This window comes from Pseudomonas sp. A1230, from assembly GCF_044218825.1.
Taxonomy (GTDB): Bacteria; Pseudomonadota; Gammaproteobacteria; order Pseudomonadales; family Pseudomonadaceae; genus Aquipseudomonas; species Aquipseudomonas iridis.
The window spans coordinates 5,259,224-5,280,879 of sequence record NZ_CP162582.1 but is presented as its reverse complement, the minus strand read 5'-3'; the positions used below and the strand labels follow the sequence as shown (position 1 = coordinate 5,280,879).

21 protein-coding genes, 2 tRNA genes and 1 rRNA gene are annotated in these 21,656 nt (G+C 57.9%); 15 read left to right on the top strand and 9 right to left on the bottom strand.

Annotated features, from left to right (window positions below; translation table 11 throughout):
* Nucleotides 1-162: 162 nt before the first annotated feature.
* The 5 genes from AB4P97_RS24755 to AB4P97_RS24735 form a co-directional block, all read right to left on the bottom strand.
* A tRNA-Ala gene (locus tag AB4P97_RS24755) sits at nucleotides 163-238 on the bottom strand.
* A 10-nt stretch (nucleotides 239-248) separates the two neighbouring features.
* A tRNA-Ile gene (locus tag AB4P97_RS24750) sits at nucleotides 249-325 on the bottom strand.
* 123 nt (nucleotides 326-448) lie between these two features.
* Nucleotides 449-1,985, bottom strand: a 16S ribosomal RNA gene (locus tag AB4P97_RS24745).
* Between the two features lie 644 nt (nucleotides 1,986-2,629).
* Nucleotides 2,630-3,850 (bottom strand): CaiB/BaiF CoA-transferase family protein, encoded by a 1,221-nt coding sequence (locus AB4P97_RS24740; protein ID WP_047299228.1) that lies wholly within the window; start codon nucleotides 3,848-3,850, stop codon nucleotides 2,630-2,632.
* 13 nt (nucleotides 3,851-3,863) lie between these two features.
* Complete coding sequence (locus AB4P97_RS24735) at nucleotides 3,864-5,045, bottom strand: acyl-CoA dehydrogenase (protein WP_042557010.1); 1,182 nt, start codon at nucleotides 5,043-5,045, stop codon at nucleotides 3,864-3,866.
* A 157-nt stretch (nucleotides 5,046-5,202) separates the two neighbouring features.
* On the opposite strand from AB4P97_RS24735, the gene AB4P97_RS24730 reads away from it, so the two are divergent.
* The 10 genes from AB4P97_RS24730 to AB4P97_RS24685 all read left to right on the top strand — a co-directional run bounded on the left by AB4P97_RS24730 (nucleotide 5,203) and on the right by AB4P97_RS24685 (nucleotide 15,063).
* Nucleotides 5,203-6,102, top strand: coding sequence for a LysR family transcriptional regulator (locus tag AB4P97_RS24730; protein WP_115147868.1), 900 nt, complete (start codon nucleotides 5,203-5,205; stop codon nucleotides 6,100-6,102).
* Between the two features lie 434 nt (nucleotides 6,103-6,536).
* Nucleotides 6,537-7,658, top strand: a complete 1,122-nt coding sequence (locus tag AB4P97_RS24725; protein ID WP_042557008.1) for a Re/Si-specific NAD(P)(+) transhydrogenase subunit alpha — start codon at nucleotides 6,537-6,539, stop codon at nucleotides 7,656-7,658.
* Nucleotides 7,659-7,673: 15 nt separating this feature from the next.
* On the top strand, nucleotides 7,674-7,994 hold the full coding sequence (locus tag AB4P97_RS24720) for an NAD(P) transhydrogenase subunit alpha (RefSeq protein ID WP_003187417.1): 321 nt from the start codon (nucleotides 7,674-7,676) through the stop codon (nucleotides 7,992-7,994).
* Entirely contained in the window at nucleotides 7,994-9,427 is a 1,434-nt protein-coding gene (locus AB4P97_RS24715; protein ID WP_047299226.1) for an NAD(P)(+) transhydrogenase (Re/Si-specific) subunit beta, read from the top strand. The genes AB4P97_RS24720 and AB4P97_RS24715 overlap by 1 nt, the downstream gene beginning before the upstream one ends.
* 214 nt (nucleotides 9,428-9,641) lie before the next feature.
* Entirely contained in the window at nucleotides 9,642-11,135 is a 1,494-nt protein-coding gene (locus tag AB4P97_RS24710) for an acetyl-CoA hydrolase/transferase family protein (protein WP_115147869.1), read from the top strand.
* A gap of 321 nt (nucleotides 11,136-11,456) precedes the next feature.
* Nucleotides 11,457-11,672, top strand: coding sequence for a DUF1127 domain-containing protein (locus AB4P97_RS24705; RefSeq protein ID WP_009041553.1), 216 nt, complete (start codon nucleotides 11,457-11,459; stop codon nucleotides 11,670-11,672).
* 336 nt (nucleotides 11,673-12,008) lie between these two features.
* Nucleotides 12,009-12,326 carry a DUF2388 domain-containing protein gene (locus tag AB4P97_RS24700; RefSeq protein ID WP_047299224.1) on the top strand — a complete coding sequence of 106 codons (318 nt, stop codon included), beginning with the start codon at nucleotides 12,009-12,011 and terminating at the stop codon, nucleotides 12,324-12,326.
* Nucleotides 12,327-12,433: 107 nt separating this feature from the next.
* A complete protein-coding gene (locus AB4P97_RS24695; RefSeq protein ID WP_395601730.1) occupies nucleotides 12,434-12,742 on the top strand; it encodes a DUF2388 domain-containing protein in 309 nt (102 codons plus the stop codon).
* A 42-nt stretch (nucleotides 12,743-12,784) separates the two neighbouring features.
* Nucleotides 12,785-13,105 (top strand): DUF2388 domain-containing protein, encoded by a 321-nt coding sequence (locus tag AB4P97_RS24690; protein WP_042557003.1) that lies wholly within the window; start codon nucleotides 12,785-12,787, stop codon nucleotides 13,103-13,105.
* Nucleotides 13,102-15,063, top strand: coding sequence for a DUF4105 domain-containing protein (locus AB4P97_RS24685; protein WP_395601729.1), 1,962 nt, complete (start codon nucleotides 13,102-13,104; stop codon nucleotides 15,061-15,063). Before AB4P97_RS24690 ends, AB4P97_RS24685 begins: the two co-directional genes overlap by 4 nt.
* A 142-nt stretch (nucleotides 15,064-15,205) precedes the next feature.
* On the opposite strand, the gene trpA is transcribed toward AB4P97_RS24685, so the two are convergent.
* Both trpA and trpB read right to left on the bottom strand, forming a co-directional pair.
* Complete coding sequence (trpA, locus tag AB4P97_RS24680; RefSeq protein ID WP_042557001.1) at nucleotides 15,206-16,018, bottom strand: tryptophan synthase subunit alpha; 813 nt, start codon at nucleotides 16,016-16,018, stop codon at nucleotides 15,206-15,208.
* Nucleotides 16,018-17,250 (bottom strand): tryptophan synthase subunit beta, encoded by a 1,233-nt coding sequence (gene trpB, locus AB4P97_RS24675; protein WP_042557000.1) that lies wholly within the window; start codon nucleotides 17,248-17,250, stop codon nucleotides 16,018-16,020. Before trpB ends, trpA begins: the two co-directional genes overlap by 1 nt.
* A gap of 120 nt (nucleotides 17,251-17,370) precedes the next feature.
* Between trpB and AB4P97_RS24670 the strand changes: the two genes are divergently transcribed.
* A complete protein-coding gene (locus AB4P97_RS24670) occupies nucleotides 17,371-18,288 on the top strand; it encodes a LysR family transcriptional regulator (RefSeq protein WP_042556999.1) in 918 nt (305 codons plus the stop codon).
* Here AB4P97_RS24670 and AB4P97_RS24665 read toward each other — a convergent pair.
* Nucleotides 18,261-18,587 carry a YqjD family protein gene (locus tag AB4P97_RS24665; protein WP_042556998.1) on the bottom strand — a complete coding sequence of 109 codons (327 nt, stop codon included), beginning with the start codon at nucleotides 18,585-18,587 and terminating at the stop codon, nucleotides 18,261-18,263. The genes AB4P97_RS24670 and AB4P97_RS24665 overlap by 28 nt on opposite strands.
* 157 nt (nucleotides 18,588-18,744) lie before the next feature.
* Here AB4P97_RS24665 and AB4P97_RS24660 point away from each other — a divergent pair, with 157 nt between their 5' ends.
* Nucleotides 18,745-18,960, top strand: coding sequence for a dodecin (locus tag AB4P97_RS24660; RefSeq protein WP_042556997.1), 216 nt, complete (start codon nucleotides 18,745-18,747; stop codon nucleotides 18,958-18,960).
* Nucleotides 18,961-19,088: 128 nt separating this feature from the next.
* Entirely contained in the window at nucleotides 19,089-19,313 is a 225-nt protein-coding gene (locus AB4P97_RS24655; RefSeq protein ID WP_042556996.1) for a DUF1161 domain-containing protein, read from the top strand.
* 172 nt (nucleotides 19,314-19,485) lie between these two features.
* Here AB4P97_RS24655 and AB4P97_RS24650 read toward each other — a convergent pair whose 3' ends face one another.
* A complete protein-coding gene (locus tag AB4P97_RS24650; protein ID WP_042556995.1) occupies nucleotides 19,486-20,487 on the bottom strand; it encodes an LLM class flavin-dependent oxidoreductase in 1,002 nt (333 codons plus the stop codon).
* Nucleotides 20,488-20,727: 240 nt separating this feature from the next.
* Between AB4P97_RS24650 and AB4P97_RS24645 the strand changes: the two genes are divergently transcribed.
* Both AB4P97_RS24645 and AB4P97_RS24640 read left to right on the top strand, forming a co-directional pair.
* On the top strand, nucleotides 20,728-21,159 hold the full coding sequence (locus AB4P97_RS24645; RefSeq protein ID WP_042556994.1) for an OsmC family protein: 432 nt from the start codon (nucleotides 20,728-20,730) through the stop codon (nucleotides 21,157-21,159).
* A 255-nt stretch (nucleotides 21,160-21,414) separates the two neighbouring features.
* A complete protein-coding gene (locus AB4P97_RS24640; protein WP_115147873.1) occupies nucleotides 21,415-21,654 on the top strand; it encodes a DUF1161 domain-containing protein in 240 nt (79 codons plus the stop codon).
* Nucleotides 21,655-21,656: the final 2 nt, after the last annotated feature.

Below are 21,656 nucleotides of genomic sequence, written 5' to 3'. Positions count from 1 at the left end.
ACAAATTTTACCTTAGCCTGATCCGTTACCAGTGAAAGTAACGTTCAGTCTATCTTTCTATCACATACCCAAATTTTTAAAGAACGATCTAATCAAAAGACTAGAAATCAATATTCAGCGCGAATATTCATTTCTAAACTCTCAAACTTACGAAGCAGTTTATGGTGGAGCCAAGCGGGATCGAACCGCTGACCTCCTGCGTGCAAGGCAGGCGCTCTCCCAGCTGAGCTATGGCCCCATAACAAAATTGGTGGGTCTGGGCAGATTCGAACTGCCGACCTCACCCTTATCAGGGGTGCGCTCTAACCAACTGAGCTACAGACCCAATTTCGAGCTTGTAACTGTTAGCTCAGAGCTATCAGCTTGGAGCTTAAAGCTGCTTCTATCGTCTTCTTCAATGAATCAAGCAATTCGTGTGGGAGCTCATGGAGCAGCTGATGTCGTCGATTAAGGAGGTGATCCAGCCGCAGGTTCCCCTACGGCTACCTTGTTACGACTTCACCCCAGTCATGAATCACACCGTGGTAACCGTCCTCCCGAAGGTTAGACTAGCTACTTCTGGTGCAACCCACTCCCATGGTGTGACGGGCGGTGTGTACAAGGCCCGGGAACGTATTCACCGTGACATTCTGATTCACGATTACTAGCGATTCCGACTTCACGCAGTCGAGTTGCAGACTGCGATCCGGACTACGATCGGTTTTATGGGATTAGCTCCACCTCGCGGCTTGGCAACCCTTTGTACCGACCATTGTAGCACGTGTGTAGCCCAGGCCGTAAGGGCCATGATGACTTGACGTCATCCCCACCTTCCTCCGGTTTGTCACCGGCAGTCTCCTTAGAGTGCCCACCATTACGTGCTGGTAACTAAGGACAAGGGTTGCGCTCGTTACGGGACTTAACCCAACATCTCACGACACGAGCTGACGACAGCCATGCAGCACCTGTCTCAATGTTCCCGAAGGCACCAATCCATCTCTGGAAAGTTCATTGGATGTCAAGGCCTGGTAAGGTTCTTCGCGTTGCTTCGAATTAAACCACATGCTCCACCGCTTGTGCGGGCCCCCGTCAATTCATTTGAGTTTTAACCTTGCGGCCGTACTCCCCAGGCGGTCAACTTAATGCGTTAGCTGCGCCACTAAGAGCTCAAGGCTCCCAACGGCTAGTTGACATCGTTTACGGCGTGGACTACCAGGGTATCTAATCCTGTTTGCTCCCCACGCTTTCGCACCTCAGTGTCAGTATCAGTCCAGGTGGTCGCCTTCGCCACTGGTGTTCCTTCCTATATCTACGCATTTCACCGCTACACAGGAAATTCCACCACCCTCTACCATACTCTAGCTTGTCAGTTTTGAATGCAGTTCCCAGGTTGAGCCCGGGGATTTCACATCCAACTTAACAAACCACCTACGCGCGCTTTACGCCCAGTAATTCCGATTAACGCTTGCACCCTCTGTATTACCGCGGCTGCTGGCACAGAGTTAGCCGGTGCTTATTCTGTCGGTAACGTCAAAACACTAACGTATTAGGTTAATGCCCTTCCTCCCAACTTAAAGTGCTTTACAATCCGAAGACCTTCTTCACACACGCGGCATGGCTGGATCAGGCTTTCGCCCATTGTCCAATATTCCCCACTGCTGCCTCCCGTAGGAGTCTGGACCGTGTCTCAGTTCCAGTGTGACTGATCATCCTCTCAGACCAGTTACGGATCGTCGCCTTGGTGAGCCATTACCTCACCAACTAGCTAATCCGACCTAGGCTCATCTGATAGCGCAAGGCCCGAAGGTCCCCTGCTTTCTCCCGTAGGACGTATGCGGTATTAGCGTTCCTTTCGAAACGTTGTCCCCCACTACCAGGCAGATTCCTAGGCATTACTCACCCGTCCGCCGCTGAATTCAGGAGCAAGCTCCTGTCATCCGCTCGACTTGCATGTGTTAGGCCTGCCGCCAGCGTTCAATCTGAGCCATGATCAAACTCTTCAGTTCAAACATCTTTGGGTTTTTAAGAAACCCTAAACTTGGCTCAGCAATCGTTGGTTACATCTTTGATTTCTCGCGGAGTAACTTGTGATGCTGATAATCTTGTTGACTATCAGTCTGACTCCACAAGCACCCACACGAATTGCTTGATTCAGTTGTTAAAGAGCGGTTGGTTAAGATCTTTCATCTCAACCGAGGCGCGCATTCTACAGCAGCCTCATTTGCTGTCAAGTGATTATTTTCAGAAGTTTTCGAAGAATTCCTCAACAACTTCAACCACTTGCGCTTCCGATCTCTCGTTAGCGGGAGGCGAATTCTACAGCGTTACTCGCTGTTGTCAACACCTCTTTTCCTCCGCTTTCGACCGAGAAGATCGAACCGTTAAAAGAGCCAAACATCACCGCTCTTTCAACTCCTTCCAGGCTTCGATGAACTGAAGCGACCCACTCTCGAAACCTACTTAACTCATTGAATCTCAAGGAGTTTTCCGTTTCGACTGCGCCGGAAGTGGGGCGAATTATAGACGTCTGGAATCTGCCGTCAACCGCTAATTTCGCTTTTCTTTCAATTACTTGCAGATTGATCAAGAAACGATCAGATCACCCTCTATATATAGAGGAAAATGCCAAGCCTTCTATATAGAAGGCTTCTTAAAGCACTCCATCCTCTTTCAGCACAGCCACCGCTCCCGCGCCCAAACCCAGGACTCTCTGCAAAACCTCCAAGGTGTGCTCACCCAACAAAGGAGGCGCAAGGCGATACTCGACAGGGGTTTGCGACATTCGAATAGGGCTCGCCACCTGAGGCACCATCCCCGCCAACGCATGGGGCAACTCTATTGCCAACCCGCGAGCCTTCACCTGCGGATCCTCAAACACCTGCGACAGATCATTGATCGGGCCACACGGCACGCCCGCCATCTCCAACTGAGCTACCCACTCAGCCGTGGTCTTGAAGACTGTCGCCTGGCGAATCAGAGGAATCAGCACCGCACGATTCGCCACCCGCAGCTTATTAGTAGTGAAGCGCGGATCATCAGCCCACTGTGGCTGACCCGCCACTTCAGCAAACTTGCGGAACTGCCCGTCATTGCCCACGGTAAGGATGAAATCGCCATCTGCCGTAGGAAAGTCCTGATAAGGCACGATGTTCGGATGCGCATTGCCCAGGCGCTTGGGTGCATTGCCCGTGGTCAGGTAGTTCATCGCTTGGTTAGCCAGGCAGGCTACCTGCACATCCAGCAATGCCATATCAATGTGCTGACCACCACCGTCGTGATCACGATGAGCCAGCGCCGCCAGTATCGCCACGGTCGAATACAGCCCGGTCAGGATATCCGTCAGCGCCACACCAACCTTCACCGGCCCGGCACCTTCATCTCCTTCTGGTCGACCGGTCAGACTCATCAGCCCACCCAGCCCCTGGATCATGAAGTCGTAACCGGCACGCTTGGCATAGGGCCCGGTCTGACCGAAGCCAGTGATCGAGCAGTAGATCAGATCCGGATTGATTGCCTTCAGCGACTCATAGTCCAACCCATAAGCCGCCAGGCCACCCACCTTGAAGTTCTCAATGAGGATGTCCGACTTGGCAGCGAGCTCGCGAACAAGCTTTTGACCCTCGGGACGCGTGAAGTCGATGGTCACCGATTGCTTGTTGCGGTTAGCCGACAGGTAGTAAGCCGCCTCCGACGTGTTCTCACCATAAGCGTCTTTAAGGAAGGGCGGCCCCCAGGCGCGAGTGTCGTCACCATTGCCCGGGCGCTCGACCTTGATCACTTCGGCGCCAAGGTCGGCAAGGATCTGCCCGGCCCACGGCCCGGCCAACACTCGCGATAAATCCAGTACCCGCAGATGCGACAGCGCGCCCATGGTCGCTCTCCTATTAATAGAACGCCTGCAGACCGGTTTGCGCGCGACCGAGGATCAGCGCGTGGACATCGTGCGTACCTTCATAGGTATTCACCACTTCCAGGTTGACCAAGTGGCGGGCCACACCGAACTCGTCGGAGATACCGTTGCCGCCCAGCATGTCGCGAGCCATGCGGGCGATATCCAGCGACTTGCCGCACGAGTTGCGCTTCATGATCGAAGTGATTTCGACCGCAGCCGTGCCTTCATCCTTCATGCGCCCCAAACGCAGGCAACCTTGCAGGGCCAGCGTGATCTCGGTCTGCATGTCCGCCAGTTTTTTCTGGATCAGCTGGGTAGCGGCCAAAGGACGGCCGAACTGCATACGGTCCAGCGTGTATTGGCGTGCGGTGTGCCAGCAGAACTCGGCTGCGCCCAGCGCACCCCAAGAGATGCCGTAGCGTGCGGAGTTGAGGCAGGTGAACGGACCTTTCAGACCACGCACGTCAGGGAAGATGTTTTCTTCCGGCACGAATACGTTGTCCATGACGATCTCACCGGTGATCGAGGCGCGCAGACCGACTTTGCCGTGGATCGCCGGAGCGCTCAGGCCCTTCCAGCCTTTCTCCAGCACGAAACCACGGATGTCGCCGGCATCGTCCTTGGCCCAAACCACGAACACATCGGCGATCGGGCTGTTGGTAATCCACATCTTCGCGCCAGTCAGGCTGTAGCCGCCGTCGACTTTGCGTGCACGAGTAATCATCGCGCCAGGGTCGGAACCGTGGTTAGGCTCGGTCAGACCGAAGCAGCCGATCCATTCGCCGGAAGCCAGTTTCGGCAGGTATTTCTGTTTCTGCGCCTCGGTGCCGAATTCGTTGATCGGCACCATTACCAGCGAGGACTGTACGCTCATCATCGAGCGATAGCCGGAATCGACACGCTCCACTTCACGGGCAATCAGGCCGTAGCTGACATAGTTGAGGCCACTGCCACCGTACTGCTCAGGAATGGTCGCGCCCAACAGGCCGACTTCACCCATCTCGCGGAAGATTGCCGGATCGGTCTTCTCATGGCGGAAAGCTTCGAGCACACGCGGCGCGAGCTTCTGCTGAGCGAACTGCTCGGCAGTGTCGCGGATCATGCGCTCTTCTTCGGTGAGCTGTTGATCCAGCAGCAGGGGATCGATCCAGTTGAAGCTAGCTTTACCGCCCATGAGTGTGCCCTCGTAAATCGGTGAATTAACGTGGCATTGATCCTAGGCGCGGTTCGCGGTCGCGGCAAACGAGGATTTCGCATTCTGTTGTGCTAATTTCTCACTCCGAAACAACGCCGATAGCCTTTTAACCGACGTATTAGTGAGGTTGAAGTACATGCGCAGGAAGATCCCCAGCACAACCGCTCTGATCAGTTTTGAGGCTGCCGCTCGTCACGAGAGTTTTACCAAGGCCGCTGAAGAGCTTTCCATCACCCAAGGCGCCATTTGCCGACAGATCGCCAGCCTTGAGGAGTTCCTCAGCGTGGAACTGTTCCGACGCTCGCGGCGCGGGGTAAAGCTGACCGAAGCAGGGCTTTCCTACAGCCGTCGAGTGGCGACTCAACTCGATGCGGTCGAGCGCGATACGCTGTCGGTGATGGGCCAGCAAGGCGCCAATGTGATCGAACTGGCGGTGGTGCCGACCTTCGGCACGCAATGGCTGTTGCCACGCTTGAAAGATTTCCAGCTCAAGCATCCGGAAGTCACCGTCAACCTGACTAACCGCACGCGGCCATTCCTGTTCGCCGATACCGACTTCGATGCCGCCATCTACTTCGGCGATGCCGATTGGTCCGGTACCGAGTCCCACAGACTGATGGGCGAAAATCCGATGCCCGTGTGCAGCCCCGCCCTACTCGGCAGCAAGGCAAAGCTGACAGCGCAAGAGGTTGCCGAGCTGCCGCTCTTGCAGCAGACCACCCGCCCCTATGCCTGGCGCCAGTGGTTCAACTCGCAACATCTGAATATCCCCCGCGACATGACAGGGCCGCGCTATGAACTATTCTCCATGCTGGCGCAGGCAGCCATGCACGACATGGGCATTGCGCTGATCCCGCCGTTCCTGATTCAGCGCGAGTTGGCCGAGAAGCGGCTGGTGATTGCCAACCCCCAGGCACTGTCCAGCATCAAGGCGTATTACCTGATGATTCCCGAGCGAAAGGTCGAATCGGCGTCCCTGAAGGCATTTCGCGACTGGCTGGTGAACCAGGCGCAGAGCTACAGCCTAGAAGGGTAGCGGCTTACAGCGTTAACTGACCTCGTAGTCAGAAAAATCAAAGCACTACAGATATAAGTATTTGTCGCATTTTCAGTGACTGTATCCGAAAGTCGTACAGACGTCCCACAAGCGCCTGCGGGCGTGGCTTTGAGCCTTCATTCGCGACTCATTACGCTCCATTCACGTCACCGATGAGATAAATCTTCGAATTCGTCCAGAATCCTTGTAAGGCACGGCCTGCAAGGGATTCAACCGGTCATGTGCGACATTCGGTCACGGCATGACTTGTAGTTAATTTTCCGTCACCCGTCATAATCCCTTGAAGGGCATAAAGTTCGCCTGCAAAATGCCGCGCCCCGCCTTGATTTAGCGGGATCGTGCTGATCGGCCGCCCCAGTCGCACCATCCGAAGTGCCTGGGTTTACTCAATAAGATCACGCAGGAGATTTGACGTGCACATTGGTGTTCCTCTCGAAACCCAGACCGGTGAAACACGGGTTGCTGCAACCCCGGAAACCATTAAAAAGCTGATCAGCCAAGGTCATAAGGTCACTGTTCAAACCGGCGCCGGCGTTAAAGCCAGCGTTGTCGACAGTGCTTATGAAGCGGCAGGCGCAACTATTGGCAGTGCCAACGATGCGTTTGGCGCCGAGTTGATTCTCAAAGTGGTCGCCCCAAGCGATGCCGAGCTGACGCTGATCAAGCGCGGTGCGGTGCTGGTTGGCATGCTTAACCCGTTCAACAACGACACCATCGCCAAAATGGCCGAGTGCGGGATTACCGCGTTCGCCCTGGAAGCAGCGCCGCGCACCTCGCGGGCGCAGAGTCTCGATGTGTTGTCGTCCCAGGCGAACATCGCCGGCTATAAGGCCGTGTTGCTGGCCGCTCACTACTATCCGCGCTTCATGCCGATGCTGATGACTGCTGCGGGCACTGTGAAAGCGGCGCGCGTGCTGATTCTTGGCGCAGGCGTGGCCGGGTTGCAGGCGATTGCTACGGCGAAACGTTTGGGTGCGGTTATCGAAGCGTCCGACGTGCGTCCGGCGGTGAAGGAACAGATCGAATCCCTCGGCGCCAAGTTCGTCGACGTGCCTTACGAGACCGATGAAGAGCGCGAATGCGCCGTCGGTGTCGGCGGTTACGCGCGTCCGATGCCGGCGAGCTGGATGCAGCGTCAGGCCCAGGCCGTGCATGAACGCGCCAAGCAGGCTGACATCGTCATCACTACTGCGCTGATCCCGGGCCGCAAGGCACCGACGCTGTTGAGTGCGGACACCGTGGCGCAAATGAAACCGGGCTCGGTGGTCATTGACCTCGCGGCTGCGCAGGGCGGTAACTGCCCGTTGACCGTAGCCGATCAGGTCGTGATCGAGAACGGCGTGACTATCGCCGGTCCGACCAATCTGGCCGGTGAAGTCGCCGCAGACGCTTCGGCGCTGTATGCACGCAACCTGCTGGACTTCCTGAAGCTGGTCTTCACTAAAGAAGGCCAGTTTGACGTCAACCTCGAAGACGACATCGTCGCCGCGTGCCTGATGTGCCGCGACGGCCAAGTCATCCGCAAAAACGCCTAAGCAGGGATTCAGACGATGGAAGAGCTTATCTCCCCCGGTATCTACAACCTGATCATCTTCGTGCTGGCGATTTATGTCGGTTATCACGTGGTCTGGAACGTAACACCTGCGCTGCACACGCCGCTGATGGCCGTGACCAACGCCATTTCGGCGATCGTGATCGTCGGCGCGATGCTGGCCGCTGCCCTGACGGTCACCCCGCTGGGCAAGACCATGGGCACCCTCGCCGTGGCGCTGGCCGCAGTGAATGTGTTCGGTGGCTTCCTGGTCACCCGCCGCATGCTTGAGATGTTCAAGAAGAAAGCCCCGAAAGTAAAAGAAGAGGCGCCGAAGTAATGAGCATGAATCTCGTCACGACGCTTTATCTGATCGCGTCGATCTGTTTCATCCAGGCCCTCAAAGGCTTGTCGCACCCAACCACGTCACGCCGCGGCAATCTGTTCGGCATGCTCGGCATGGGTCTGGCGATCATCACTACTGTAGGCCTCATCTATAAGCTCGGCGCTGAGCTGGCCACTGCTGGTATCGGTTATGTGATCGTCGGCCTGCTGGTCGGCGGTACCGCCGGTTCGATCATGGCCAAGCGTGTTGAAATGACCAAAATGCCGGAACTGGTCGCCTTCATGCACAGCATGATCGGCCTGGCAGCGGTGTTCATCGCCATTGCTGCCGTGGTTGAGCCGCAGTCGCTGGGCATCGTCAAGCAACTGGGCGACGCGATCCCGGCGGGTAACCGTCTGGAGCTGTTCCTCGGCGCGGCGATTGGTGCCATCACCTTCTCCGGTTCGGTGATCGCCTTCGGCAAGCTTTCGGGTAAGTACAAGTTCCGCCTGTTTCAGGGCGCACCGGTACAGTTCAGCGGTCAGCACAAGCTGAACGCGGTGCTGGGTCTGGCGACACTGGCACTCGGTTTGACCTTTATGTTCACCGGCAACCTCACCGCATTTGCTCTGATGCTGGCGCTGGCGTTCGTGATGGGCGTGCTGATCATCATCCCGATCGGCGGCGCAGACATGCCGGTGGTGGTGTCGATGCTCAACAGCTATTCAGGCTGGGCGGCAGCGGGTATCGGTTTCTCGCTGAACAACTCGATGCTGATCATTGCCGGCTCCCTCGTGGGTTCGAGCGGTGCGATCCTCTCGTACATCATGTGCAAGGCGATGAACCGTTCCTTCTTCAACGTATTGCTCGGTGGTTTTGGCAATACGGTTGATGCAGGCCCGGCCGGTGCGAAGGAAGCACGTCCGGTGAAATCCGGTTCGGCTGACGACGCGACGTTCCTGCTGACCAACGCCGACACCGTGATCATCGTTCCAGGCTACGGCCTGGCGGTAGCCCGTGCGCAGCATGCACTGAAAGAGTTGACCGAGAAGCTGACCCACCGTGGCGTGACCGTGAAGTACGCGATCCACCCAGTGGCCGGGCGGATGCCTGGACACATGAACGTACTGCTGGCCGAAGCCGAAGTGCCGTACGACCAGGTGTTCGAGATGGAAGACATCAACTCCGAGTTCGGTCAGGCCGATGTGGTGCTGGTGCTCGGCGCGAACGACGTGGTCAACCCGGCCGCCAAGAACGATCCGAAATCGCCGATTGCCGGTATGCCGATTCTCGAAGCGTTCAAGGCCAAGACCATCATCGTCAACAAGCGCTCGATGGCCAGCGGCTATGCCGGTCTGGACAACGAACTGTTCTACCTGGACAAGACCATGATGGTGTTCGGTGACGCGAAGAAAGTCATCGAAGACATGGTTAAAGCCGTCGAGTAACTTTCGCCTGCTGCACCAAACGCCCCGACTTGTCGGGGCGTTTTTGTTTGCGCAAACAGTCGGACAATATGCCGCGTTGTTGCAGATCCGGTAACGATGTTTTACTTGAAACCCGCGCAATAGACGCCTCTTTTGCGACCTTGGTAGCGGGACAGGCACCAGCCAAATTCACTAGACTGCGCATCCTGCTACTCGCTGCCCGAGATAAAAATACATGTACCGTGACCGTATTCGCCTGCCTTCGTTGTTGGACAAAGTGATGAGCGCCGCCGACGCTGCTGCTCTGATTGAGGACGGCATGACCGTCGGCATGAGCGGCTTCACCCGCGCCGGCGAAGCCAAGGCCGTCCCTCATGCACTGGCCGAGCGGGCCAAGGTCACGCCGCTGAAGATCAGCCTGATGACGGGCGCCAGTCTGGGCAACGACCTCGACAAGCAACTGACCGAAGCCGGCGTGCTGTCGCGGCGCATGCCGTTTCAGGTCGACAGCACCTTGCGCAAGGCGATCAACGCCGGGCAAGTGATGTTCATTGACCAGCATCTGTCGGAAACCGTCGAGCAACTGCGCAACCAGCAACTGAAGCTGCCGGACATCGCCGTCATCGAAGCCGTGGCCATCACCGAGCAGGGCCATATTGTGCCGACCACTTCGGTGGGCAACTCGGCGAGCTTCGCGATTTTCGCCAAACAGGTGATCGTCGAGATCAATCTGGCGCATAACGCCAACCTCGAAGGTCTGCACGACATCTATATCCCGACGTATCGTCCGACGCGTACGCCGATTCCGCTGGTGAAGGTCGACGACCGCATCGGCAGCACCGCGATCCCGATTCCACCGGAGAAGATCGTCGCCATCGTCATCACCCAGCAGCCGGACTCACCGTCCACGGTGTCGTCGCCGGATGTCGACACCAACGCCATCGCCGATCACCTGATCACTTTCTTCAAGCAGGAAGTCGACGCCGGGCGCATGACCAACAAGCTCGGCCCGCTGCAGGCCGGGATTGGCAACATCGCCAACGCGGTGATGTGCGGCCTGATCGACTCGCCGTTTGAAGACCTGACCATGTACTCCGAAGTGCTGCAGGACTCGACGTTCGACCTGATCGATGCCGGCAAGCTGAGCTTCGCTTCGGGCAGCTCGATCACGCTGTCGGAGCGGCGCAACACCGACGTGTTCGGCAACCTAGAGAAGTACAAGGACAAACTGGTGCTGCGTCCGCAGGAAATTTCCAACCACCCGGAAGTCGTGCGGCGCCTGGGGATCATCGGCATCAACACGGCGCTGGAGTTCGACATCTACGGCAACGTCAACTCTACCCACGTCTGCGGCACGCGGATGATGAACGGCATCGGCGGCTCCGGCGATTTCGCGCGCAACGCGCATCTGGCGGTGTTCGTGACGAAGTCGATCGCCAAGGGCGGCGCGATTTCCAGCGTTGTGCCGATGGTCAGCCACGTTGACCATACCGAACATGATGTCGACATTCTGGTAACCGAAGTAGGCCTGGCGGATCTGCGAGGCCTGGCGCCTCGCGAACGGGCCCGGGTGATCATCGACAATTGTGTGCACCCGGACTTTCGCCAGGCGCTGGATGACTACTTCACCGCCGCCTGCGCAATCGGTGGTCACACCCCACACATCCTGCGTGAAGCGTTGAGCTGGCACATCAATCTGGAAGAAACCGGGCGGATGCTGACGGTGTAATTCACACAGATGTTCCGTCGACGCAAACACAGTTTGCGTCGACGGTATTCAGAAATCCTCGATACCGTCAAAAACTGTACTGCTGTACCGGTCTTTTCCTACAGCAAATACCCACACTTTCTTCCGAAACCAGCAAAAACGCACCATTTAAGTGCGGACAGGTACAGTTTGCCCAATTTCGACCCGTACACCATCAATAAACAGTTAACTGGTCACTCACAATACAGTTGAACTGTATCTAGTGAGACTAGGCAAACGAGAGGATCATGGGCACCAGTCAAACCACTACCTGATCCCGCCACAAGCGGAAGGATGTCAACCATGGAACGTACACTCAGTTCCGAACTGTTCTTCGAAGACAAAGCTGCAAAAACCCAGGCTTCCATGCCTCTGCGCGTTCTCGCCAACCTGATGTTGTGGCAGCGCCGCATCTCCAGCCGCCACCAATTGGCCCGTCTGGATTCGCGTCTGCTGGCTGACGCCGGTATCAGCGAAGCACAACGCTACGAAGAGCTGAGCAAGCCGTTCTGGCGCTAAGTAGCGTCGCTGGCTCTGGTCGTTAGACCCACCGCCAGCAACCCGAATTGAATAAAACAAAACCCGTCGTGGGAAACCACGACGGGTTTTGTCGTTCTGGATGCTTCAAAACCGCAGAATAGACGCTTCGAGATTAAAACCAATACAGTTTTAGATTTATTAATATTCGCAAGTACAGTTAAAAGTATTCCGCAGGAGCCAGCATTCTGACCACTGGGCGAATTGCACAGAGCAGCCTAATATCCATTCAGTACGTGGCGAATGCTGTGCCGATGGCGTCTGACTCCTCAGATACCGAGCCACCTCTCTATACGGTTTATCCACAGGAGTTACCCCATGACCCGTCTTCGCATGCTCAGCGCCGCAGCCCTGTTGGCCGTGGCTGCCAACGCCAGCGCTACCAGCTTCATCGTGACCACTGACTCGATTGTCGGCGCCCTGAAAGCCTCCTCCGACGCTACTTCCGACGTCACCTCTTCCTTCCGTGACGACAAGATCGTGCTCGCTGCCCGTGACGACGCCGCCAGCTTCGTCGCCAGCCAAGGCGACATCCGAGGCGTGAAACTGGAAAGCGCGCTGGATCACATCCGTCATCAGGCGCCACAACTGCAAGCCACCGACGCTCAGCTGGCTCAAGCCATTCTGACTATCTAAGCAGTCGCGGCATGGCGGGGCACGCCGGTCGTGTCCCGATATTTCGGCGCTGGCTCTAGCCCGGGCGTTGCGCTAGCCTTACGGCTCGCCAACAGTTGCCGAGTCCCATGCCTTTTATTCAAAAACTCCTGATCCCTTGCGTACTGTTAACTGCTTGCTGGACGACCTCGGCCAACGCATTCGACGTCTCCACGCAAAACACCGTGGTGGGCGTCTGGGCGACCGGCATGGTGTCTTCCGCGCCGTTCGACCGTAAACTGCTGCTCGTCGCTCACGATGATGCGGCGGTATTTGTTGCCAGTGACGGTGAATTGCGCGGCGCTCGACTGGAATCCGCACTGCACTACCTGCGTAAAACCCGGCCGAAACTTCATGCCAGCGACCTTGAACTGGCAGAGGCAATTCTCGTCCAATAGTTAACCCAGTCCCTTGTTAACTTTGCCCTTCGGAGTCGTTCCATGCGTAGCCCGCTGATTGCTGCCGCCCTTGGCCTGTTTTTGTTGGCCGACCTGGCCCAAGCGCACACCCTAGTAGCCACCAGTAACATCATCGTTCGTGCCTCCCAGCGCACCATCGATTTCACGTCCGATACCACCACGTCGATTCGCGACTCGAAAATCATCCGCGAAGCCCACGACGACGCCGCCAGCTTTGTCGCCAGCAACGGTGATATCCGTGGCGCGCACCTGGAAGCCGCTCTCAACACCTTGCGCACACGCGTGCCGGAAGCGCGCGACGCCAGTGATCAGGTTCTCGCCGAAGCCATCCTCGCACTGTGAAGTCACTTGGCGCCTGGCTATTGGCCGGGGCGTTGTTGCTACTTGGCAACAGCGCCCACGCCGGCCTGCAATTGCGGCTCAAGACCGACGGTCTGAGCCCCGCCCAGCAACAGGCCAGCCAGGCGCTGATCGATGAAGCCATGCAGGCCTTGCCGCCGAGCTTTATCGAGCGGCTGGATCGGCGCATCGATGTCGGCTGGACCGATGACATGCCCGGTAATGCCTATGGCCAGGCAACCCTGGTCGCCGAACTCGATCTGAACCGCAAATTGCTCGCCGGTCTCACCGACGGCAGCGCGGCCAAAGAGAAGACCAATCGCCCCCACGGCACTGTGCGCCAGGAACTGCTCGCCACGGTGCTGCACGAAATCACCCACATTTATGACCGCGCACGCCTCTGGCCAAAAGCCGAGCGCACGCTGATCCAGCGCTGCACCCGGCGCTTCAACAGTGCCGGGCTGATCGGCATTCCCGATGAGTGCCGTGGCCAGAACGGGCGCCGTTTCACCCTTAGTGATGACCCGCGATTGCTCGACCTCGCCGGGTGGCCGCAATACGTCGGCCGTCGCGGCGAGCGCGAGCAAAACAACCGACAGATTGCCCGCAGCCCCGACCTGTACGAAATCTCCAGTCCCAAGGAGTTCGTCGCGGTCAACATGGAGTACTTCCTGCTCGACCCGAGCTACGCGTGCCGCCGCCCCGCGTTGTATCGCTACTACAAGGATCACTTCGGCTGGGCGCCACCGGCCCCGAATTCCTGCGCCAAAACCTTCGCGTTTCTGAACGCCGGCAACGACTTCGCCAAGCAACCATTGGGGCAAGTCGATCCGGAGCGTGTCTACGCCGTCGATTACTTACTGGCCGAGGCCAATCAGAACTGGGTCAGCCGCTGGGGTCACAGCATGTTGCGTCTGGTGATCTGTGCACCGGGTCGCCCGCGTGGCCCGGATTGCCGGCTCGATCTGGATCAACATCTGGTGCTGTCCTACCGCGCTTTCGTCGGTGATGTGCAGCTGTCGAGTTGGGACGGACTGGTCGGCAAGTACCCGTCCCGGCTGTTCGTTCTGCCGTTGGCGCAGGTGATCGACGAGTACACCAAGACCGAACTGCGCAGCCTCGCCTCGGTACCGCTGAATCTGTCGCGCAGCGAGATCGAAGGCGTGGTCGAACATGCCGCCGAGATGCATTGGAGCTACGACGGCAATTACTTCTTCCTGTCCAACAACTGCGCAGTGGAAGGCTTGAAACTATTGCGCAGCGGCAGCAACAACGCGCAACTCACCGGCCTCGACAGCATCATGCCCAACGGTCTGCTGGAAGTGCTCAAGGGCCGTGGTCTGGCCGATACGAGCGTGCTGGATGATCCGAAAGAAGCGCTGCGTCTGGGCTATCGCTTCGACTCGTTCCGCGATCGCTATCAGGCGATGTTCAACGTGCTGAAGAAGCAGCTGCCGATCAAACAGAACACCGTCGAAGAGTGGCTTTCGTTGTCGGCCGAAGAACGCCGCGAATGGTTCGATCGCGCCGACCTGCGCACCAGCGCCGCGCTGTTGCTGCTCGAGCAGGCGAGTTTCCGTCGCCAGTTGTTGCTCGCGCAGGACGAGGTCAAACAACGTTACCTCGGTGCGCGGGAACTGGAGAATGGCGGAATGGACAAGGCCAATGCGACCTTGCAGGAAATCCTCGCCAACAGTGGGTTCCTCAGTCGTCCGGCAGAACTGCTGGATTCGAAAGGCTACGGTTTGCCGCAACCAAGCGAGTTCAGCCGACTGGAAGCGGAAAGCAGCCAGCGGCAGAAGAAGCTGCTGTTACTTAGCGGCGATCTGGACAAGGAAGTGCGTAAGTTGCTGGAACCCAAGCGCGCCGCCGAAATTGCCGCCAGCGAGGCCAACGTGAAACAGATCGGCGAGCATTTGCGCAAATTGCACAAAGCGTCGGGCGGGCTGGAACTGCCGTAAAGGCAAAAAATCGCAGCCCGAGGCAATCCCTACAGAAATCACATGTAGGCGCTGCCACGGGCTGCGATCTTTTGACTGACTAACGATTAATCCGGAACCCCGGTGCCCAAGCACTCATTCCTCTGAATCAGGAACTCTACCTTTAGCTGGCGCGAGCCTTCCGCACGCCCTCTGCCAGTGCCGAGCACAGACTCAATACGCCGTCGATGGCCTGATCCGGAGTCTGGGCATTGGCGATGTGATCGATCAACGCCGAGCCCACCACAACCCCGTCAGCCAGACGCGCAATCGCGGCGGCCTGCTCTGGTGTGCGGATACCGAAACCAATGCTGATCGGCAGATCGGTGTGGCGGCGCAGGCGAGTGACCGCCTCTTCGACGTGCTCCAGCGTCGCCGCGCCGGCACCGGTGACACCGGCAACCGACACGTAGTACACAAAACCGGAACTGCCGTTGAGAACCTTCGGCAGACGCGCGTCGTCGGTGGTCGGCGTAGTCAGACGGATGAAATCCAGGCCGGCAGCCTGCGCCGGGTCGCACAGTTCGTCGTTGTGCTCCGGCGGCATGTCGACAACGATCAGGCCGTCGACGCCGGCCTCTTTGGCCTGCGCAATGAAACGCTCGACACCAAACTTGTGGATCGGGTTGTAGTAGCCCATCAGCACCAGCGGTGTGTCGCTGTTGTCTTCGCGAAACTCGCGAACCATTTGCAGGGTTTTCAGCAGATTCTGCTTGGCGCCCAATGCGCGGATGTTCGCCAGTTGAATCGCCGGGCCGTCAGCCATCGGATCGGTGAACGGCATGCCCAACTCGATCACGTCGGCACCGGCCTTCGGCAAGCCTTTGAGGATCGCCAGCGAAGTGTCGTAATCCGGATCACCGGCGGTGACGAAGGTCACCAGCGCGGCGCGATTCTGTTGTTTGAGTTCGGCAAAACGGGTTTGCAGGCGGCTCATCAGTGTTTCTCCTGCTTGGACTGTTCCATATGGTGCATAACGGTCTGCATGTCTTTGTCGCCACGGCCCGAAAGGTTGATCACCATCAGGTGATCCTTGGGCAGGGTCGGTGCGCGTTTGAATACTTCGGCCAGCGCGTGGGCGCTTTCCAGGGCAGGAATAATCCCTTCCAGGCGGCAGCATTTGTGGAATGCGTCGAGGGCTTCGTCGTCGGTCACCGAGGTGTACTGGACGCGGCCGATGTCATGCAACCATGCGTGTTCCGGGCCGATACCCGGGTAATCGAGGCCGGCGGAAATCGAGTGAGCGTCGATGATCTGGCCGTCGTCGTCCTGCAACAGGAAAGTACGGTTGCCGTGCAACACACCCGGTACGCCGCCATTCAGGCTGGCCGCGTGCTTGCCGGTTTCGATGCCGTAGCCGGCGGCTTCAACACCGATAATCTCAACGCTTTTGTCATCAAGGAACGGGTGGAACAGGCCCATGGCGTTGGAGCCGCCGCCGATGCATGCCACCAGGCTGTCCGGCAGACGACCTTCCTGCGCTTGCAGTTGGTCACGGGTTTCCTTGCCGATCACGGCCTGGAAGTCGCGAACCATCGCTGGATACGGGTGCGGGCCAGCCACGGTGCCGATCAGGTAGAAGGTGCTGTCGACATTGGTCACCCAGTCACGCAACGCTTCGTTCATCGCATCTTTCAGGGTGCCAGTGCCGGCCACTACCGGGATCACTTCGGCGCCCAGCAACTTCATGCGAAAAACGTTGGCCTGTTGGCGTTCGATGTCGGTGGTGCCCATGTAGATCACGCAGTCCAGACCGAAACGCGCGGCCACGGTAGCAGTCGCCACGCCGTGCATGCCGGCGCCCGTCTCGGCGATGATGCGTTTTTTGCCCATGCGCCGCGCCAGCAGAATCTGGCCGATGCAGTTATTGATCTTGTGCGCGCCTGTGTGGTTCAGCTCTTCGCGCTTGAGGTAGATCTTGGCGCCGCCGCAGAACTCGGTCAGACGCTCGGCGTAATACAGCGGGCTCGGACGTCCGACGTAGTCGCGCTGGAAGTAGGCCAATTCTTCTTTAAAGGCAGGGTCTTCCTTGGCTGTCTCGTATTCGCGGGCCAGCTCGAGGATCAACGGCATCAGGGTTTCAGCCACGTAGCGGCCACCGAACGAGCCAAACAGGCCGTTGGCGTCAGGGCCATTACGCAGATCGGAAGTGTTCGAAGTCTGGGTCATGTTTTGCTCCAGCAGAATCGGGAATGACGTGAGAAGACAATGACGCCCACTCTACCCCTGACCTTCTATGCTGAAAACCGATAAGATCGCCGCAACCTGTCAGGAAAACTCACAGATACCATGAGCCACGACCTTCCCCCGCTCAACGCTTTGCGCGCCTTCGAAGCCACTGCCAGGCTGAACAGCGTCAGCCAGGCCGCCGAACAACTGCACGTGACCCATGGCGCGGTCAGCCGCCAGCTCAAGGTGCTCGAAGAACACCTTGGCGTCAGCCTGTTCGTCAAGGATGGACGCGGCTTGAAACTCACAGATGCCGGTGTGCGTTTACGCGATGCCAGCGGCGAGGCGTTTGATCGCTTGCGCAGTGTTTGTGCCGAGCTGACGCAACGTACAGCCGATGCGCCGTTCGTGCTCGGCTGCTCGGGAAGCTTGCTGGCACGCTGGTTCATCCCGCGATTGGGAAGGCTGAATGCCGATCTACCGGATCTGCGCCTGCATTTATCGGCGGGTGAAGGTGATCTCGACCCGAGGCGACCGGGACTGGACGCGTTACTGCTGTTCGCAGAACCACCCTGGCCCGCAGACATGCAGGTTTACGAGCTGGCTGCAGAACGCATCGGTCCCGTCATGAGCCCGCTGTTCAACGGATATCAACGCCTGCAAACGGCGCCCGCCTCAGCGCTGCTCGACGAACCCTTGCTGCACACGACATCGCGGCCGCAAGCCTGGCCGAGCTGGGCACAGCAAAATCACCTCGACGCCAAGACGTTGAAGCTTGGGCAAGGTTTTGAGCATTTGTATTATTTGCTGGAAGCCGCAGTGGCGGGCCTTGGGGTGGCTATCGCGCCGGAGCCGCTGGTCACCGAAGACTTGAAGGCCGGTCGCCTGGTTGCGCCGTGGGGCTTCTGTGAAACCCCGGCGCAACTGGCGTTGTGGCTACCCAAGCGCGCCGCGGATGGGCGCGCCCGGCAACTGGCGCACTGGCTCAAACAAGAGCTGCGCCAGCCGGATCACTCGCCGCGCTTGAACAGCAAGTAAGCGGCCAGCAGACCCAAAGCACCCACCGCCACACCGGCGGTGGTCCATGGATGTTCCTGCGCGTAATCGCGGGTGGCGATCCCGGTCTCGCGGGTTTTCACTTTGACTTCTTCGTAGGCATCGCTGAGCAGGTGACGCGAATGTTTCAGCGCGCTTTCGGCATTGCTTTTCAGCGCCTTGAGAGTCTTGCGCGACTCGTCCGAAGCGTCGTCTTTCAGGCCTTCCAACGACTTGAGCAGACTCTCGATCTCCGCTTCCATGCTTTGCAATGAGGCTTTACGTAAAGAGGTGTTGGCCATGGTGGCTCTCCTGCATTGGTGATGAGTGGCGTGTGTTGATTGGGACTTCAGCGGATTGAGAAAGTGCAGAAATTCTGAACTTCGCTTGCGCAAAGCCGCCGAAATCAACAGTGCAAATTCACTGCTAGTCTCAATTCCACATCCCAAGGAGATCACCATGACTGACCACCACACGTACAAAAAAGTCGAGCTGGTCGGCTCGTCCCCAACCAGCATCGAAGACGCCATCAACAATGCGTTGGCAGAAGCCAACAAAAGCATCAAGCATCTGGAGTGGTTTGAAGTGACCGAGACGCGCGGCCACATCAAGGACGGTAAAGCTGCGCACTTTCAGGTGACACTGAAAGTCGGGTTCCGCATCGCCAGTAGCTGAGTTTGGTCTACGCTTCTGAACTTGCGCGCTGGCCGAGTGCCATAGGAATGGCAAAGCGCTACAAGGTGGGCACGTCGGGTGAATAACCCGATGCCCGCCTCTTTTAATCCGACCAGGGAGTGCGACCGATGAAGAAGTTCATGTTGGCAGTAGGTTTGTTGAGCCTTGCGGGTGGTGCATTTGCAGCCGGCAAGCCTTGTGAAGATCTGAAGGCAGAGATTGCGGCGAAACTGGATGCCAAGGGCGTTTCCGGGTATTCGCTGGAGATCGTCGACAAGGGAGCGGCAGCTGACGGCAAGGTCGTTGGCAGCTGTGAAGGCGGCGCCAAGGAAATCGTCTACAAACGCGGTTGATTGCGCCTGAAATGCAAAAGCCGACGCGAATGCGTCGGCTTTTTTGTGGGCAACCATTTTTCAATGTAGGAGCTGCGGCACGCTGCGATCTTTTGATCCTGTTCTCAAGATCCAGATCAAAAGATCGCAGCGTGCCGCAGCTCCTACACGTTTTCAGCGGGGCGAGATTCAGTTAGCCCTTCATCACCTGCGCCAGCAATTCGTACGAACGCACGCGATCGGCATGTTCATACAAGTCAGAGGTAAAGATCAGCTCATCAGCCTGGGTTTGCTCAATCAGCACCTCCAGTTTCGCGCGGATTTTCGCCGGGCTGCCGACCATCGCCAGACCCAGGAAATCTCCCACCGCTTCACGCTCATGGGGCAGCCACAGGCCATCCATGGTTTTCACCGGTGGGCGCTGCACCAGGCTTTGCCCACGCATCAACGCGAGGATTCGCTGGTACACCGAAGTCGCCAGGTAATCGGCTTGCTCATCAGTGTCCGCCGCCACCAGCGGCACACCGAGCATCACGTAAGGCTTGTCGAGCACCGCCGACGGCTTGAAGTGATTGCGGTAGACGCGGATGGCCTCGTGCATGAAGCGCGGGGCGAAATGCGAGGCGAAGGCGTAGGGCAAACCGCGCTCGCCGGCCAGTTGCGCACTGAACAGGCTGGAACCGAGCAGCCAGATCGGCACATTGGTACCGGTGCCGGGCATGGCGATCACCCGTTGATCCGGGGTGCGCGGGCCGAGATAACGCGCCAGCTCGGCAACGTCTTCCGGGAAGTCGTCAGCACTGCCGGAACGCTCACGGCGAAGTGCGCGAGCAGTCATTTGATCGGAACCCGGCGCCCGGCCCAAACCGAGATCGATACGACCCGGATACAGGCTTTCCAGTGTGCCGAACTGTTCGGCGATCACCAGCGGCGCATGGTTAGGCAGCATTACCCCGCCAGAACCGACACGGATGGTCGAGGTACCGCCCGCCAGATAACCGAGCAGCACCGAGGTGGCGGAACTGGCGATGCCGTCCATGTTGTGGTGTTCAGCCACCCAGAACCGCGTGTAACCGAATTTCTCGGCGTGCTGCGCCAGGTCCAGCGAATTGCGCAGCGACTGCGCCGGGCTGCCGTTCTCGCGCACGGGCACCAGATCGAGGGTGGAAAATTTTACGTCGGACAGTTGCTTCATAAACCTGCGTCTCCGAGTGAGGAGGCAGGTTCTTCTCGCAAACGAAAACCTGCCGAATCCATAAGCGTGTTCTATGCAATGAGGGCATATACCCGAGTTTCAATAGCAGGACGAAAAATCCTACTAAAAAAGTCAACGATTCAGATAGGCTGAACTTTGTCCCGACGTCTATCCTCAGAAGCCTTGCAAGCAAAAACCACGAAGGCGCGGCGTCCCGCGCCAGATCTTGAGGAGGCAGACATGGCTATCGTGAAGAAAGCATCCGCACATTGGGAAGGTGATCTGAAAACCGGCATCGGCTCGATTTCCACCGAAACCGGCGTCCTCAGAGAAGCACCCTACGGCTTCAAGGCGCGCTTCGAGGGCGGCAAAGGCACCAACCCTGAAGAACTGATCGGCGCGGCGCATGCCGGCTGTTTCTCCATGGCGTTTTCGATGATTCTCGGCGATGCCGGCCTCAAGGCCGACAGCATCGACACCCAGGCTGAAGTCACGCTCGATCAGGTTGAGGGCGGTTTCGCGATCTCCGCGGTGAAGCTGATTCTCAAGGCGAAAATTCCGGGCGCGACCCAAGAGCAGTTTGAAGAGCTCAGCAACAAAGCCAAAGAAGGATGCCCGGTGTCCAAGGTGTTGAATGCGAAGATTACCCTTGAGGCTTCGCTGGTCAGCTGATGTTCCAAGGCTGATTCGGGCTTTGGCAGTGCCGACGCCTTCGCGAGCAGGCTCGCTCCCACAGGGTTATGTGAACGCCACAAAACTCTGTAGGAGCGAGCCTGTTCGCGAAGACGATCTGGAAATTATCACGGGGGGGCAAAAGCTGATCAAAGTTTGTGAGCGAAGTCAGAACTCGCGTTTCAAAAATGTGGTCGTATACGTGACAGCAGCTTCAGCGCACGCCCGTGCGCGCTGCCTCAAGGAGCTTCATTCATGAAACGTATTGGCTTGGCGATTCTCTGCAGTGCACTGGCCACCTCCGCTTTTGCCGCACCTAAAGACTGTGAAGAACTCCGCAAAGAGATCGAAATCAAGATTCAGGCTAAAGCCGTGCCGTCCTACACGCTGGAAATCGTCAGCAAGGCAGAGGCCGAAAAGCACGACATCGCCATGGTCGTAGGCTCGTGTGAAAACGGCACCAAAGCAATCGTCTATCAGAAGAACGAGGACTGAAG

Excerpts from the sequence above, each read along its gene's own strand:
- AB4P97_RS24740 (WP_047299228.1), bottom strand. The coding sequence starts at position 3,850 with ATGGGCGCGCTGTCGCATCTGCGGGTACTGGATTTATCGCGAGTGTTG.
- AB4P97_RS24735 (WP_042557010.1), bottom strand. The coding sequence starts at position 5,045 with ATGGGCGGTAAAGCTAGCTTCAACTGGATCGATCCCCTGCTGCTGGAT.
- AB4P97_RS24730 (WP_115147868.1), top strand. The coding sequence starts at position 5,203 with ATGCGCAGGAAGATCCCCAGCACAACCGCTCTGATCAGTTTTGAGGCT.
- AB4P97_RS24720 (WP_003187417.1), top strand. The coding sequence starts at position 7,674 with ATGGAAGAGCTTATCTCCCCCGGTATCTACAACCTGATCATCTTCGTG.
- AB4P97_RS24715 (WP_047299226.1), top strand. The coding sequence starts at position 7,994 with ATGAGCATGAATCTCGTCACGACGCTTTATCTGATCGCGTCGATCTGT.
- AB4P97_RS24710 (WP_115147869.1), top strand. The coding sequence starts at position 9,642 with ATGTACCGTGACCGTATTCGCCTGCCTTCGTTGTTGGACAAAGTGATG.
- AB4P97_RS24705 (WP_009041553.1), top strand. The coding sequence starts at position 11,457 with ATGGAACGTACACTCAGTTCCGAACTGTTCTTCGAAGACAAAGCTGCA.
- AB4P97_RS24700 (WP_047299224.1), top strand. The coding sequence starts at position 12,009 with ATGACCCGTCTTCGCATGCTCAGCGCCGCAGCCCTGTTGGCCGTGGCT.
- AB4P97_RS24695 (WP_395601730.1), top strand. The coding sequence starts at position 12,434 with ATGCCTTTTATTCAAAAACTCCTGATCCCTTGCGTACTGTTAACTGCT.
- AB4P97_RS24690 (WP_042557003.1), top strand. The coding sequence starts at position 12,785 with ATGCGTAGCCCGCTGATTGCTGCCGCCCTTGGCCTGTTTTTGTTGGCC.
- trpA (WP_042557001.1), bottom strand. The coding sequence starts at position 16,018 with ATGAGCCGCCTGCAAACCCGTTTTGCCGAACTCAAACAACAGAATCGC.
- trpB (WP_042557000.1), bottom strand. The coding sequence starts at position 17,250 with ATGACCCAGACTTCGAACACTTCCGATCTGCGTAATGGCCCTGACGCC.
- AB4P97_RS24670 (WP_042556999.1), top strand. The coding sequence starts at position 17,371 with ATGAGCCACGACCTTCCCCCGCTCAACGCTTTGCGCGCCTTCGAAGCC.
- AB4P97_RS24665 (WP_042556998.1), bottom strand. The coding sequence starts at position 18,587 with ATGGCCAACACCTCTTTACGTAAAGCCTCATTGCAAAGCATGGAAGCG.
- AB4P97_RS24660 (WP_042556997.1), top strand. The coding sequence starts at position 18,745 with ATGACTGACCACCACACGTACAAAAAAGTCGAGCTGGTCGGCTCGTCC.
- AB4P97_RS24655 (WP_042556996.1), top strand. The coding sequence starts at position 19,089 with ATGAAGAAGTTCATGTTGGCAGTAGGTTTGTTGAGCCTTGCGGGTGGT.
- AB4P97_RS24650 (WP_042556995.1), bottom strand. The coding sequence starts at position 20,487 with ATGAAGCAACTGTCCGACGTAAAATTTTCCACCCTCGATCTGGTGCCC.
- AB4P97_RS24645 (WP_042556994.1), top strand. The coding sequence starts at position 20,728 with ATGGCTATCGTGAAGAAAGCATCCGCACATTGGGAAGGTGATCTGAAA.
- AB4P97_RS24640 (WP_115147873.1), top strand. The coding sequence starts at position 21,415 with ATGAAACGTATTGGCTTGGCGATTCTCTGCAGTGCACTGGCCACCTCC.